General features: G+C 41.8%; 8 protein-coding genes. 2 read left to right on the top strand and 6 right to left on the bottom strand.

Annotation, left to right across the window (positions count from 1 at the left end):
* Positions 1 to 31 precede the first annotated feature (31 nt).
* The 6 genes from WD048_16135 to WD048_16160 all read right to left on the bottom strand — a co-directional run bounded on the left by WD048_16135 (position 32) and on the right by WD048_16160 (position 4165).
* Entirely contained in the window at positions 32 to 1345 is a 1314-nt protein-coding gene (locus tag WD048_16135) for a folylpolyglutamate synthase/dihydrofolate synthase family protein (GenBank protein MEX0813748.1), read from the bottom strand.
* 45 nt (positions 1346 to 1390) lie between these two features.
* The gene (locus WD048_16140; protein ID MEX0813749.1) at positions 1391 to 1807 is read right to left on the bottom strand and encodes a putative toxin-antitoxin system toxin component, PIN family; all 417 of its coding nucleotides are present in this window, start codon (positions 1805 to 1807) and stop codon (positions 1391 to 1393) included.
* Positions 1797 to 2012: a hypothetical protein gene (locus WD048_16145; GenBank protein ID MEX0813750.1), complete on the bottom strand. Its 216-nt coding sequence runs from the start codon at positions 2010 to 2012 to the stop codon at positions 1797 to 1799. Before WD048_16145 ends, WD048_16140 begins: the two co-directional genes overlap by 11 nt.
* Before the next feature lie 91 nt (positions 2013 to 2103).
* A complete protein-coding gene (locus tag WD048_16150; protein ID MEX0813751.1) occupies positions 2104 to 3099 on the bottom strand; it encodes an energy transducer TonB in 996 nt (331 codons plus the stop codon).
* Complete coding sequence (locus tag WD048_16155) at positions 3096 to 3491, bottom strand: biopolymer transporter ExbD (protein MEX0813752.1); 396 nt, start codon at positions 3489 to 3491, stop codon at positions 3096 to 3098. Before WD048_16155 ends, WD048_16150 begins: the two co-directional genes overlap by 4 nt.
* The gene (locus tag WD048_16160) at positions 3488 to 4165 is read right to left on the bottom strand and encodes a MotA/TolQ/ExbB proton channel family protein (protein ID MEX0813753.1); all 678 of its coding nucleotides are present in this window, start codon (positions 4163 to 4165) and stop codon (positions 3488 to 3490) included. Before WD048_16160 ends, WD048_16155 begins: the two co-directional genes overlap by 4 nt.
* 275 nt (positions 4166 to 4440) lie before the next feature.
* Here WD048_16160 and WD048_16165 point away from each other — a divergent pair, with 275 nt between their 5' ends.
* Both WD048_16165 and WD048_16170 read left to right on the top strand, forming a co-directional pair.
* A complete protein-coding gene (locus WD048_16165) occupies positions 4441 to 8475 on the top strand; it encodes a PKD domain-containing protein (GenBank protein ID MEX0813754.1) in 4035 nt (1344 codons plus the stop codon).
* A 52-nt stretch (positions 8476 to 8527) separates the two neighbouring features.
* Positions 8528 to 16639 carry a PKD domain-containing protein gene (locus tag WD048_16170; GenBank protein MEX0813755.1) on the top strand — a complete coding sequence of 2704 codons (8112 nt, stop codon included), beginning with the start codon at positions 8528 to 8530 and terminating at the stop codon, positions 16637 to 16639.
* Positions 16640 to 16711 lie beyond the last annotated feature (72 nt).

Below are 16711 nucleotides of genomic sequence, written 5' to 3' on the forward strand. Positions count from 1 at the left end.
AAATTCAGTAAGTGAGAAGCTTGGTTTTAGTTTATAAATTACTCAACTGCGGAATCTCAGCCACTGTAAAGATGCTGCCGCCTGCAAAAACCAAATCTTTTTCCCCGGCATTTTTCATTGCTGCATTTACGGCATCTGATACTGAAGGATGGCTTTCCCCTTTAAGATCGAAATGCTTAGCTTTTTCTTGTAGCTCTTTAGCAGGAAGGGCCCTTGGTATTTGAGCAGCACACCAGTAATACTGAAAATTTTTGTTGAGCAAGGGTAAAACAGCGCTCAGGTCTTTGCCCTGAACCACTCCAAAAACAACATGCACCTTATCGTAATTTACAGATTCGGTATTGACTTGCTGCATCACCTCTTTTAGGCCATGGGCATTGTGCGCACTATCGCAGATAAAAAGCGGAGTATCTTGAATTTTCTGAAAGCGGCCAATCAATCCGCTCAAGCTGCGGGTTTGGCAAATGGCTTCAATGCTTTTGCTTCGGTTCAATTTCCATTCGGGGTATTTTTCATTGATGATTTCTACGGCTGCCAATGCATTGCGGATATTGTATTGCTGATAAGAGCCCGGAAGTTCATTGCTTTGTGCATTCTGTGTTTCGCCATCTTGGTAGAGTACCTCGAATGAACTTTCCTGCAATTTTGCATCAAAGTTTTTTATCTCCAAAATGTGATTGGACAAATAAAGTGCTGCGTTTTTCTCTTTGCATACTCTCTCAAAAACCGGTTTTGTTTCCGCCAATATTTCCCCCACCAAACAAGGCGTATTTTCTTTAATGATCCCCGCTTTTTCCCCTGCAATCAATGCTAGGGTATCGCCCAGAAATTCCATGTGATCGTAGCCAATATTGGTGATGATGGAAAGCAGGGGGTCCACAACATTGGTGGAGTCTAAACGACCGCCCAAACCCGTTTCTATAATAGCAATATCTACTTTTTTTTGCCTAAAAGCATCAAAGGCCATTGCTACTGTGAGTTCAAAAAAGGAAGGTTGTATATCGCTGATCTGCTTTTTGATCTTTGCTGTAAAATCAATGACGAATTGCTCATCAATGGGTTTTCCATCGATTTTTATCCTTTCCCTAAAATCAAAATAATGTGGAGAGGTATAAAGCCCCGTTTTGTAGCCATGCGATTGAAAAATGGCACTGAGCATATGGGCCAGGCTTCCTTTGCCGTTTGTTCCGGCTATGTGAATGCATGGAAATGCCGTTTCGGGATTAGCCAGTGCATCCATGAGTTTTATAGTATTTCCCAGGTCTTTTTTGAAAGCAGCAGCACCTATTCTCTGAAACATTGGAAGCTGGGCATAAAGGTAGTCCAGTGTTTGGGGATAATTCATATTAATACTATAAAATCAAAAACACGGAATTTCATATTGTAAGATTTATGTTTGTTTCAAACACTGAATAAAGTCAGTAAAGGTTAGAATTTTAGTTTTTTTAATTTCTTTCAAAACCAATAAATCTTTATCTCCCGTAATTAAATAATCAGCCTTGGAATCAACTGACAGATTAAGTAAAAAATTGTCTTTTTTATCTCGGCAAACTTGAAGATTCGATTTGATATTTACCAATTCTCCGTATTGATTGAAACTGTCTAATAATTTTTCTATATCCTTAGATGAAAAGTATTTCTTGAATTTAGGACGGCTTACCACCTCAGTGAATTCTTCAAGAAGCTCTTCAGAGAAAATCAAGCGGACTTTATTTTTTTCAATCAACTTATCGAGTTGATTAAATTTATTGGATATTAGAAAGCTAATCCAAAGATTTGTATCAAGGATAATCTTCTTACTTTTCATACCGGGATTTCCTCACTTCTTCAACTTCCTTTGTTATTTCATCGAGGCTGATATCACTTTTGGATTTAGTTCTTAATTTCTTTAGAAGGGTAGAAAAGTCTGGCTTGTTTTTTTCTTTATTGATCTTAATCAAATTTAAGTCTGCCAAATTCTTTAAAAGATTTTTGGCTTTTGGGTTTAATATGTCAATTTGTATGCTTTCCATAAACGCTCAATTTATATAAATCTATGAAATTGTTTTGAGGTCAAGAATTTTATCTTGAGTAATAATAAGAAGTTATGGGATATTACCTGATTTAACGCAATTTGAACGTAAAGGTAATAATCCCAAACTGTTCTTCAGAGGCATTGGAATCTGAATTGAACTTTGCTTTTCTGGCAGCTTCTTCAGCCAATTTAATAAGATGTGCATCGGTAGTTGTGGAACCTTTGCTGGTATATGATGCCGAGATTACATCACCATTGCGGTTTACTTTAATGCGCACAGCCACAATACCCGTTTCCTGTGATTGGTCCTTAATAGGTGGGATACCCATCAGGCTTCTGCCTTCCAGGTCGTAGCCCACGCCTTCGTTTCCAAGTCCGTAACTTTTATCTCCATCGTAATTTTTTGAATCGGGACTACCATCTTCTGCTCCCTGGTCACCACTGCCTTGCTTGTTTCCATCGCTGCCTTCTTTATTTTCTTCTGCCTCACTGCCTTTGAACATTGCCCTATCGTCCACTTCGGGTTTGGGTTCTTCTTTCTTTTCTGCTGGCTTTTCCTTTGGAGGTTCTTTCGCTTCTTCTACCGGCTCTTTCTCTTCCTCTTTTGTTTCTTTTACGGGTTCTTTTTCAACTGGTTTTTCTTCTTTGGGCTCCTCCACCGGTTCTTCTACTTTTTCTTCCGGTTTTTCAATGGCAGGTGCTTCATCTACATCTTGCGTTTCCACTTCTTCAACAATTTCTTCCGGAACTTCTTCAGTTTCAATTTCTTCAACTTCCTCCACTGGGATTTCTTCGGGCACTTCCTCTACCGGTTCGGTTTCTTCCACCACTTCCTCTTCCACTTCTTCCACAGCCTCGGCAGCGGGCTCTTTTGCTGTAGGTTGAACATCACCTGCGGCTTCATCCACTGTGCCGAAATTGATCAATACCCCTTGTTCTGGATCTGGTGGTTCTTTATGATACAGGCCAATGAAAAAAAACAATAGCAATAAAAGTAAGTGAATGATCGTGGAAGTGATCATTCCTTTTCTCTTGTTTTTGCGCTCAGTTGAGTGCCATGCTATATTTGCTCCGTTTTGAATCATTTCTGAGGCTGGGTGGCTAATATCATTTTGATTTTTAAATCATTGGCAATATTCATTACCTGTACTACATTTTGAATGGGAACGCTTTGCTCTGCACTGAGCACGACAGTAGCATCAGGTGTGTCTTTTAATTCATTCCGCAACATCCCTGGCATTTGATTCAGCGATACTTTGTCTTTTCCTATGTAATAATTCAGATCCTTGTCAATGGAAACGGTGAGGTTCATTTTTGCCTTGGTTTTATTGTCGGATGTGGGCAATAAAAGCTTCAATGCATTGGGGTTGACCAATGTGGATGTCAGCATAAAAAATATCAGCAACAGGAAAATAATGTCTGTCAGGGAAGACATATTGAATGCTGCACTCACTTTATTTCTCGATCTCAGGTTCATGATGCCGGTTCTTGTAGTAAATCAATAAAATCAACGGTGGTGGCTTCCATATTGTGCACCACTTTGTCAACCATTCCTACCAGTAAATTATAGCCTACAAATGCAATAATTCCAACTGTCAGACCAACTGCTGTGGTGATCAGTGCTTCGTAAATACCACCTGCCAATACTTCAATATCCATATTGTTTCCTGCATTGGCCATGCTGTAAAAGGATTTGATCATTCCGGTAACGGTTCCGAGGAATCCGAGCATTGGCGCTGCACCGGCAATTGTGGCTAAAAGTGCCAGGCCTTTTTCCAGTTTGAATATTTCGAGCTTGCCCACATTTTCAATGGCAACTTCAATATTTTTCAATGGTTTTCCGATGCGCATAATTCCTTTTTCGATCATGCGGGCTACCGGGGCGTTGTTTTGCTGACACAAAGACTTTGCGGCAGCAATATTCCCGTTTACTACATAGTCGCGAATATGCGGCATAAAATCCTTGTCGATTTTTGAGGCTTTTTTTATGGTGAGGTAGCGCTCAACAAAAATGTAGATACCTGCAAATGACATCAGTATAATAGGGATTAAAAAAGCACCGCCTTTCAGTAGTATAGAAATAACAGGGGTCTTTTCCATTGTTTGTCCTTCTGCAAGGCTTGCTGCTGCATCAAGTAAAATCAAATCCATTACTCAGTTTTTGTGGTGAAATAGTTAAACGTCCTAAAAGTACTTTATTATACCCGGGAATAAATGTCGATGCGCACCATTGGAATGTTTACTTGTACAATTTACTATACAAATTTCGAAATTTCCTTTAGGTATGTGAGCCCCCAATTCCAAAAAACCATGCTTTCTATCTCGGATAGTACATTTTAGCATACAATCCATAAATATTGTTTAAAACACGAATAAATTGCTGTGCCTAAATTTTTATTTTAGTTCGAAATTAGAACCCGAAAATTATGTCGAAAAAAGTCATTTTACTCCTGCTTTTTACAGCTTGCAATCTATTCCTTTTTAACAATTATGTATTTAATAACGCTGTTCAGGCTCCGGCTGGTTATACCAATGCTCCGGGAGATAACGGGGGATGCAAAACCTCGGGATGCCATGTCGGTGCTACTGAATTTACAGGGGGCAATGCTACGGATATAAATTTTGGATTTTTTTCAGGCTCCCATACTGCGTACACAAAAAATGACAATTACATTTTCCAAATAAATTTTAACGGATCTTCCGCCCAAAACAATTACGGCTGGCAGGTGACCGCTTTGGATGCTTCTGGCAATGCCATTGGAACTTTGGGTACTCAAAATCAATCTACTGTTGCGCTTTCCAGTCAGGGGGGGAGAGATTATGTAGGACACTTTAACCACTCGGGTACTGGAGCCTATATTTTCAATTGGGTAGCTCCATCAAACTATTTACAGGGAACAGCCACTTTTTATATTGCTGCAGTTTCCAATGGAGGGCTTGGCGAACGTGTTTATTACAAAACTTTCACTTTTGATCCCGATTCAACAATTGTAGCACCTTCTCTATCTGCTGATTTTACAGTGGATGATACAATTCCCTGCCTCGGAGAGACCATTAATTTTACACAGCAATCCACAGGCAATCCTGTGGGTTATTCATGGGATTTTGGTGCCGGAGCTACACCGCAAACGAGCACGGATCCCAATCCTTCTGTTGTGTATAGTTCAGCAGGATTAAAATCTGTGGGGCTGACTATTACTGATTCCAATGGAGATACAGACAGGGAAAATAAGATCAACTTTATCAATGTAAACCCCGGGCCCAATGCGGATGTCGGCCCTGATCTAGTAATGTGTTCAGGGGGCACAGTGCAATTACAGGCCTCAGGAGGGGTGGCTTATCAATGGTCTCCAAGTACTGGTCTGAGCAATGCAAATGTTCCCAACCCAATAGCCGCACCATCGGATTCTACTGTTTATTCAGTTGAAGTTACAGACTCATTGGGTTGTACCAATTCGGACGAAGTACAGGTTGCTGTGATCAATGCACCAATACTAAACTTAAATGATGCCTCGATTTGTCCGGGGGATTCTGTTGTATTGGATGCTGGAAATCCCGGCTTTGATTATGACTGGAGTACAGGAAGTACCGATCAAAGTATTAAAATCGGACAGGCGGGAACTTACAGTGTTACCGTTAGCAGTGGTGGTGTATGTGCTGCATCCGACACTGTAGTGATTATGCACCTTTCAGCACCGATTGCAGATGCAGGGCAGGATATAAGTATTTGCCAGGGAGAAACAGTTCAGCTTGGCAGTGCTCCGGTACAGGGACTTGATTATACCTGGCAGCCGAATGCTTCGCTTTCCAGCCTGAATGTTTCAGATCCTTTTGCCACGCCAATTCTCAATACTGATTATATTGTGGAAGTTGTTGATCCCAATACTTCCTGTACAGATATGGACACGGTTTCTGTCAGCATCAATCCGCTTCCGCAGGTGCAGGTCGGTGGATTGGATACGCTTTATTGTATTTCAGATAATGTTCCTGTTTCACTTACCTTAAATCCGAGTGGTGGAAATCTAAGCGGCCCGGGAATCAGCGGTACGGATTTCACCCCTTCTGCCGCAGGCATTGGAAACCATCAGATAATATATCAATATACCGACCCTCAAACAAATTGCAGCAATTCGGATACAATAAGTGTAGAAGTAGTCCCCGATCCAACTGCAAGTTTTGATAATTTACAAACAGAATATTGCATATACAACAATGATTTTGTTTTACAGGGAAGTCCTGTTGGCGGTGTGTTTTATATCAATGGCCAGTCTGAGACTTCATTTTCTCCTTCAACTTTGGGTGCAGGTGTTCACGATGTTGAATATGTTTATACAGTTGGAACATGTAGCGATACTGCAACAGAACAAGTGACGGTAATAGGGAATATCCAGGTCGGTATTGATCCGCTTGGAGCAGTTTTCTGTAAAGGCGACAATACACCATATGCACTGAGTGGAACGCCTGCCGGAGGAACCTTCAGTGGTTTTGGTGTGCAGGGCAGCGATTTTATACCTGAACTTGCCGGTGTTGGAACCGGATCGATCAGATATGAATTCGATACCGCGGCCTGCACCTTTGTTTCATTCTTACCCGTAGCAGTTCATGGTGTTGAACTGGGAAATGATACCTCAATTTGTGAAGGCGATTCAGCACTGCTTGATGCTTCGGTTTTGATATCCAATATTCAGTGGAGTACAGGAGATACAAGCCCCGCTTTAAAAGTAAGCCCGGCTGTTTCAACTACTGAAATGTACATTGTAAGCGGAACGGATGCAGAGGGTTGTAACACATCAGATACTGTTGAAGTAACTACAGTACCAAGACCAAGTGTAAGTTTTACCAATTTGGATTCTACTTATTGCTCAACCGATGCAATTGTAACCTTAACAGGAACTCCATCAGGTGGAGTATTTTCAGGGCCAGGCGTAATCGGGAATTTATTTGATCCTGCAAATGCCGGAGTTGGTGGCCCGCATACAATCACTTACACTTATCAAACCCAGGCTGGTTGCCAGGTAAGCAGCAGCCAGGAGGTGCTTGTGCTTCAGGGCTTTTCAAACCCAGATTTTATAGGATTAGACAGTATTTATTGTGTGAATAACGGAGCAGTAATGCTTCAGGGAACACCGGCAGGTGGTGTTTTTTCAGGAACAGGCGTAGTAGATTCTGCCTTTTTGCCCTATTTTGCGGGTGTGGGTATTCACAACTTATCCTACGGAATTCAAAGTGGCAATGGATGTGGAGCGGTAAAGACTGTTCAGGTGGAAGTGAAGGCCAGGCCACAGGTTCAGTTTGATCCGCTTCCTGCATCAGTATGTTCCAATAGTGGAAGTATTGCTTTGTCCGCATCTCCACAAGGCGGTGTTTTTAATGGTTCAGGAGTTCAGGATTCCATTTTTAATCCTGCTTTGGTAAATGTGGGCAATACCAATGTCATTTCTTACACTTATACAGATTCCTTTTCCTGTAGTCGTAAGGTAGATCAGATGCTCAGCGTTTTGCCAAAACCAAATGCTTCTATTAATGGACACCCTGTAAACAAATGCGAAGGGGACAACCCTGTTGTGTTCAATGGTCAACCAGCTGGTGGGCAGTTTTACATCAATGGTGTTGCGGGCAATACACTTGAACCGGATTCATCAGCACTGGGCGTAAACTCAATTCAATATGTTGTGATAGGTAACAACGCATGCAGCGATACTGCGTTTTCTTCAATCCGTGTATTCGCCAGACCGCAGGTTTCTTTTAATATTCAAGAGAATCAGACTTGTGCTTATCCCATTAATATTGGTTTATCCGTAAATCCGGCAGGAGGGGTGTTTAGCGGTGGCGGAGTCAGTTCTGAGAATACGTTTATTCCTTCCAATGGGTCAATTGGAGCTAATCTAATTTCCTACACTTATACCGATAGCAATGCCTGCAGCAGAACAATGTACGATAGTATAGAAGTTTTGGCGTTGCCAGAGCTTCAGGTTCTTGGATTGGAAGCGCAATACTGCAATACGGATGATACAGTAGCTTTAAGTCTAAGCCCTGCTGGAGGATTGCTTTCAGGGCCGGGAACTTCGGGGAATAATTTTGTTCCATCGCAGGCCGGAGTGGGAAGCTATAATATTCGCTATGTAGTGACGGATATAAACAATTGTGTGAATGCCCAAAGTATCAATGTAAGCGTAGATAATTGTACCGGAATGTCTGATCCAAAAAAGGAGTTGAGTTGGAATGTTTACCCTAATCCAAGTTCAGGTATTGTGAATGTATATTTCGATCAGGTAGCAGAGCAATTCCTCAAATGGACTTTGATGGATTTGCAAGGCAAACAGGTTTTATTAGAGGGTATTGAACGCCTTAATAATCCGGGAGGCTTCAAATTAGATATCAGCAGTTTAATGCAGGGTGTTTATTTATTGAGGGTTGAAAATGAAACTACATCATCTGTAAAGCGTATAGTAAGGTACTAATGCAAAGTAACAACTACCATAAAAGCAGGGTTGCATTTTATAAATCATTGTCATGAAAAAGTCTTCTACAGTCAAAGCACTATTTTTGCTGTTGTTTTTATGTTTAATAGTGCAAAGTCTTGAAGTCAAGGCACAATGCAATTTCAGCTCAGAATACACTACTCCATTTGGCTGGCAAAGTGTTGGCACCACAATAGGCATTTCCGGAGGTTCTTTAAATTTTAACCAAACGCCTGGAAGTCCCCAGACTGAGCATTTTTACAGACAGACCGTTTGCCCCTTGAATGACGACAACTGGCAGGCCCAGTTTTCTTTTCGACTGGACACCGGAAATTTAATGGGGCATGCTTTGCTTTTTCTTTCCAACAGTAATACTAACCCATCTTCAAGCCCCGGAATAGGGGCTTATATTTTTTCAGATGCCAGCAATCCCACACAGTTGATATTGGTGGCGCAGGACAACTCCAATTTTTATACTTCCCTGGGAGGACCAGCGCTGGAAATTGAGCAAGATTCAATTTACCATATTGTATTGGAACGTGTGAACATGGGTGCGGCAAGACTTTCTGTTTTCAAAGATTCTTTGCGACAAAATCCAGTAGCAGGAAGTCCTATAGACCTGTCATTTCCCGGTCAGAATATTGTAGGTCTGGATTATGTCATTCATGGCAACAACGACCAGTTGCCCGGTGTTGATTTCCTGACTGGCGCTATTGAATACTTGGATATTAAGGACGGGTGCAGTGCAAAAATTATTGGTCAGGATACGGTATGCTCAGGTCAGAATTTTACTTATGAACTGAATACTGCAAATTCCTATCAATGGAATACCGGTGAATCAAGCCGGCAGATTACAAGATCGTTTTCAGCTGATCAAATGCTGATTGGCACCATAACCGATACCAATCAATGTTCTGCATCCGATACTTTGCAAATTAAGGTTTTTGATATGCCCAATGCTGCATTTACTGCATCTGATTACAATAGTAGTAAGGTGCCCTTTAATGTGAATTTTACCAATAATTCCACCAATGCCAATAAGTGGTTTTGGGATTTTGGTGATGGAAATACATCTACTGACGAAAACCCGTCACATACCTATAATTCATATGGTGATTTTACGGTGAGCCTTGTTGCCATTGACAGTAGTTCGGGCTGTGCAGATACTGCTTATGCGCAGATCAATATTGAAGTAATTTCCGCTGATTTCACCAGTGAAGCTACTGTAGGGTGTGGCTCTACGGTTATACAATTTGAAGATTTATCTACCGGCCCCATAACCAACTGGTTTTGGGTGTTTGGCAATGGTTCAATCTCTACCGACCGAAACCCAGTGGCCATTTACCCCAATCCCGGCACTTACCAGGTTTCGCTGACGGTTACCGATGGGGTAAATACCGATACAAAAACAATAAATGGCTATATAGAAATCGGTTCTGAAGCATCGGCTCCAATTGTACAATTTACAGCCGATACGACTACTTCATGTACCAATGACCTTAGCGTGCAGTTTACAGACCAGTCGCAGAATGCAGCAGCTTGGTTCTGGGAATTTGGCGATGGGGATACTTCGCATCAGCAAAACCCGCAGCATTATTACGATTCGGCAGGAGATTATTCTGTAAAATTACAAGTTACAAACACCCTGGGTTGTGTACGCGACACTACTTATGAGGATTATATTGTGATCGATCCGCCCAGGGCTGATTTCAATGCCAGCCCTTCAAATGCCTGCGGGCCTTTTACCACTAATTTTGAAGATTTGAGTTATTCTGCCGACAGTATCGTTTCCTGGTTTTGGGATTTTGGCGATGGACAAACCGGCAATACACAAAACCCAACCCACCTTTATGCCAGTACTGGTGTTTATCTTGTTACATTGACCATTGAAGATGAAAATGCATGTTCAGATTCTTTTACAGACACTCTTCGATCCGGTTCAATCAAACCCGATGCTGATTTTACAGCAGCACCAAGCAGGGTTTGTATTGGTGAGCCGGTACAGTTTACCGATCAATCCATTGATGCCAACCAGTGGTTTTGGGATTTTGGCGATGGAGGGGCTTTGATTACCCAACAAAACCCGGTTTACAGTTTTGCCGATACTGGTGATTATACCGTTACGCTTATTGCCTGCAATGATGGCTGTTGCGATACCATTTCAAAAATGCAGGACATAGAAGTTATTGAACCTATTGCCGTTTTTTCTGCTGATGAACCGGTTGGGTGTTCAGTACCTCATCAGGTGCAATTTAGCGATGAGTCCTTTTCTCCAAGTAACTGGAGCTGGGATTTTGGAGATGGCAATACTTCATCACAGCAAAACCCCCAACACACCTATCAGAACATTGGCATGTACACTGTCACTTTAATTGTTCAGGATACAATTACTTTATGCCAGGACACTTTTACATCAAACATTAATATTGATACTGCTCAAACAAATTTTGCAGCATTTCCGCTGAATGGTTGTACACCATTATTGGTTCAATTTGCTGATAATTCACGAAATCCTGTTGCCTGGAATTGGGATTTCGGGAATGGAAGCACCGCAACTGTGCGAAATCCATTGCATACTTATGTTGATTCTGGCAGCTATGATATCACTCTTGTGACAGAAATTCAAAATGGATGTCGCGATACGCTTGTGCGCAGTGATATGATCACAGTGGTAGAGCCGGATATTCAAATTTCTGCTTCTGTACAAAGTGGCTGTGCTCCTTTAACTGTGGATTTTGAAAATCTCACAAATGGAACAGCTAATCAGTTTTGGGATTTTGGTAATGGAGATACTTCAGACCTTAAATCACCCACTGTTACTTTTACACAGCCCGGTATTTATGATATTACCCTGCAAGTCGAGGATATTAATGGTTGTAGCAACACGGAAATTTTTACACAATACATTGAAGTATTTGATTTGCCTGAATTGACAGTTTCTGAAGATACGGCTGTGTGTTTTGGTTCTCAACTCGACATATTTGCTTCGGGTGCTGATACTTACAATTGGAACAATGGCTTGTTTGGTGACAGTATTCGCTTGACAATATATACCGACAGTACCTTAATTCTTACCGCTATCGATTCAAATTCATGCCAGGGCACAGATACGGTAAATATTGAAGCAATGTCTTTGCCCAATGCCAGCGCAGGTGTAAATGATTCAGTTTGCCTGGGAGAAAGCGGTACTTTAAATGCATCAGGTGGAGATCAGTATTTGTGGAATGAAGGCACTTCTACTGCTCAATTGACGGAAACAGTAGCAGTTACAACTTTATTTACAGTTGAGGTGACCGACAGCAATTCCTGTACTGCAAGCGATAGCGCTTATATAGTGGTTCGTCCGCAACCCATTGCCGATGCAGGCAATAATGATACGATTTGCCTTGGAGAAACAGGACAGCTTATTGGAAGTGGAAGCGGGAATCTGAGCTGGAGCAATGGCAATACCGGATCCTTGATGCTTGACAGCCCACTGGTGACCACAGATTATGTATTGACCGTTACAGATGTTTACAATTGCCGGGCTTTTGATACAGCAAGTATTTTTGTGGATGATTTTACCAGTGCAGGCATACTAAAAGCAGACACGATTTGTGAGGGAGATACTGCAGTTTTGGAAGTCTTTGGAGGTGTGAATTACAGCTGGAGCAATGGAAGTTTTGACGCTGAAATTTTTGTTACCCCCGTTTCAAATACGGTGTACCGGGTTACCATTACCAATGATCTTGGATGTACCTTGACTGATAGTGTAGAAGTGGTGGTAAATCCCTTGCCCAATTTGAATATCCCTGACGCCAGCTTTTGTTTGGGTGGATATACCATTTTGGATGCAAATATTGGCTCGGGAGCCAGCTATTTGTGGTCAACCGGTTCAACTACCGATACCATTAAAGTACACAGTGCGGGGGAATACACAGTAATAGCGGAAAGTAGTTTTGGATGCCAGGCTTTTGATACTGTACAAACGAGTGTTGATACTGCTCTGGTAGTTGAGCTGATCAGCGATTCACTGTGCGATGGCCAGGTTCATATTTTGGATGCAGGAAATCCCGGAGCCTCATATTTGTGGAACACAGGTGATACAACGCAAACTATAGAGGTAGATCAAAGCGGAACCTTCACCGTAGAAGTTACCGATCCTTTCGGTTGTATGGGTTTTGATACTGCTGATGTGTTTTTCTTTCCGCGCCCTTTAGCTGATGCAGGGGCAGATAAAGAAATCTGCGAAGGTGACACTGCTTTATTGATTGCCAGCGGGGCTGTGGATTATGAATGGAGCAATGGAATAAGCAGCGACAGCAATTATGTTGCTCCTTTATCCAATACTGTTTACAGTGTAATTGTTACCGACAGCAATGGCTGCAAGGATACGGCATCGGTGAATGTACAGGTTAACCCATTGCCTGTTGTTTCAGCAGGAGCTGATGTTGAAGCCTGTTTTGGTGATACTTTGACATTGAATGCGAGTGGTGCAGTGAATTACATATGGAGTAATGGAGTAGCCCAGGCCCAGAATACCATTATAGCTTTACAGGATTCCATGTTGATTGTACAGGCAAGTGATACAAATTTCTGTGATGTATTTGATACTGTTAATGTTTTCGTAAATCCATTACCGGTAGCTGATGCAGGGCAAAGTGACAGCATCTGTTTGGGAGATACCACAATGCTTGTAGCTTCCGGTGGCGCTTTTTATCAATGGAGCAATGGATTTTCAAATGACACCATTTTTGTGAGCCCTGTGAATACCTCCATTTACAGGGTGAGTGTAAGTGATAGTTTTGGATGCACGGCAGTGGATTCTGTTGAGGTATTTGTAAAACCAGTTCCTGTGGCAAATGCGGGTTCCGATCAGCAAATATGTTTTGGGGATTCCGTGCAATTAACTGCAAGTGGTGGTGATGCCTACCTTTGGAGTACAGGTGATACTTCCGCCCAGATCAAAGTAGCTCCCACAACTGATCAAGATTATGTGCTTGAGGCCATCAACAATTTTGGCTGCACTGACTTTGATACGGTATTGGTTGAAGTAGAAAGCCAGCCTCAACTTGTATTGACTCCTGATACAGCTGTTTGTGAGGGAAGTTTTGTCGAATTGAATGTTTCAGGTGCGGCAACTTATTCCTGGAGCAATGGAGCAAGTGGCAGTTCAATTTCTGTACAAATCAATTCGGATACAGTTTTTTCTGTAACAGGAACAAACACTTTTGGATGTGTGAGTCAGGATTCAGTTGAAATACAAAGTATAGCACCTCCCGTAATCAGTGTTTCAAACGATACGGCTGTATGTATTGGAAGTACTGTGGTGCTTGAAGCTTCAGGAGCTGTAAATTACCTGTGGTCAAATGGAAATTCAGGAGCGCAAATAAGCATCAATCCGTTAAATTCAAATTATTATACTGTTTCGGCAAATGATGTAAAAGGTTGTACTACTGTTGATTCCGTATATGTTGAAGTTTATGAGCTGCCGGTGTTTGAATTAAATGACCAGACATTTTGCACCGGTGGAGGAACCACATTGCCTGGGCCTTCCGGTGATTCCCAATACAACTGGAATACAGGCGATACTTCACAGCATATTTTCGTGAATACGGTTGGGGTTTATACGCTTTCCGTCACGGATTCCAATTTGTGCAGCTATACGGATACTGCCGAGGTCAGTGACAGTTCGGTTTTGGTAATTGCAATTCCCGACCAGGATATATGCAGTGGACAGATTGCTGTATTGGATGCCGGATATCCTGATGCGCAACATCAATGGTCAACGGGAGACACTGGGATGACCATGACAACAGATTCAGCAGGAATATTTACCGTTTATGTGCAGGATACTTTTGGTTGTGAAGGTTTTGATACTGTTGAGGTCAATTTATTCAGCAACCCTGCTGTCTTTATTGGGAGTGATACTGCTGTTTGTGAAGGCACTGCACTGGGCTTTGCATACAGTCCTGTGGGCACTTCAATCTGGAATGGCATGGATACCAATTCGGTCTTTTCATTTAGCGCAGCTACTGATACCATGCTTACAATTCAATACATCGACACCAATTCCTGCCAGGGTTTTGATACGGTTAATATTGGTGTTTATGAAAATCCTGACCTGGAATTGTTTGCCCCCGATTCTGCCTGCCAGAATTCAGAAATATCTTTATTGGCAGCAGGCAATGGAGATTTAAAATGGTTTAACAGCGATACGACTACTTCTACAGAGGTGATTTTATCCCAAAGCAATTATTTCTGGGCAGAACTCACAGATTCCAATACCTGTGTTACAAGAGATTCAGTATTTGTAAAAGCATTGCAATTGCCACAGCCCAATGCGGGTGTGGATACTTTTGTTTGTTCCGGTGATACCATAAATATCAGCGGAAGTGCAGGAGTTGGCAATCTGGTTTTTTGGAACACCGGTGATTCAACGCTTGATATCAGTTTGAGCCCGGCACAGTCACACAATTTGGTCTTTTTTGAAATCGACAGCAATAATTGCCTGGGATCTGATACTGCATTGCTTGAAGTTTCGGCATTGCCTGCGATTACTTTCAATGGTTTGAAATCAAAATATTGTATTGGAGATACCATTGCGGTATTGGACATTCAACCTTCTAATGGAAATTTAAGCGGAGTGGGAATCTCTGGATTTACATTTGATCCCAATGCAGTTCCTTTGGACAGCACATTGACATTGAGGTATGAAATTACCGATACTTTCGGTTGCAGCAATAGCAGTGAAAAACAAACCATTGTGTATCCTTTGCCGGAACCTGAACTGAGTATATCGGATACCGGTTTTTGTGAAAATCTTACGCCTGTTAGTTTGAGCGGAGCTCCCTTTGGTGGCCAATTCAAAGGCCCGGGCGTAAGCAATGATATTTTCATTCCTTTCTATGCAGGGGCAGGTAGGCATCTGATACAATACAGCTTTTCTGACAGCAACCAATGTGTAGCGGCAGATTCACAGTATGTTACAGTCTATCCATTGCCTCAACCCGCAATTGATACTTTGCCTGAGGAAGTTTGCGTGGATGCACCTGCTTTGGAAATTGGGCTGAGCCATACGGGAGGCACATTGCAGGGTAAAGGACTGTCCGGTGATTCGCTGTTTGTTCCTTCCCAAGCTGGGGTTGGAGGGCCTTATGCCTTGGTATATTCCTATACCGATTCTAATAATTGCTCCAATTTCACCTTTCATGAAATTACTGTAAAAGCATTGCCTGTACTGAATTTCACAGGAGTAAAAGATGTCTATTGTGAAGGTATGGATACTGTGTTGCTTTCAGCAAGTCCGGAAGGTGGTTATTTCAGCGGATTGGGTGTGGATTCCTCAACTTCAACTTTAGTATTTGATTCAGTGCTTAAGCAAAGTACGCTTAGTTATCATTATTACGATAGCAGCAGTAGCTGTGCCAATAGTATTTCAAAAACAGTACAACAATCTGAAAACCCGGAAGTCAATTTTGTGAATGCTACGGATAGTTTCTGTGCTGATGTTTCTTTTGTAGAACTCCGGGCTGAACCTGCCGGTGGTATATTTAGCGGCAGCGGGGTGAATAATGATGTTTTTAGACCTCAAACTTTGGTAGCGGATTCAAGCTACACTTTAAAATATACTTATACTGATTCCAACAATTGCCGATCTGAAGCAAATGCAAGATATTATATACATGCCTTGCCAGAAGTAGCAATTTTAAATGAAGATTCATTTTATTGCCAGGGGGAAATCCAACTGGTAGCAAGTCCTGAAGGTGGATACTTTACAGGTGCCGGTCAATATAATGGCGTGTTGTATCCTAAAGAATTTGCTCCAGGAAAATATGAAATTACATATACATACCAGGATGAAAATGCATGCCTGAACAAAACCCAAAGAATTTTCGAGTTTGATAACTGCACTTCAATTGAAGCCAATGTTATAGACGTAAACCTAAGTGTTTATCCCAATCCATTCAGTTCATTTATAAATATAGAATTTGGAGCAGCAAAAGTACAAAGACTTCAATTGACTGATATCAGCGGCAAAGTGATCCTGGATCGGCAAATATTGGATTCATCGGGTGAAATTACACTGCAAATCAACGAAGCACTTAGTGATGGTGTTTATTTTCTTGGCATTTATACTGCCGAACAGCACATTGTTAAAAAACTCCTCAGGCAAGGCGATTGATTTTATAAATGAGTATGCAGTATAGTATACGGCTACTAACTTATGGGATAAAAATTTATAAAACATCCCTTT

It is taken from the genome of Chitinophagales bacterium (assembly GCA_040877935.1).
GTDB lineage: Bacteria > Bacteroidota > Bacteroidia > Chitinophagales > CAIOSU01 > JBBDNB01.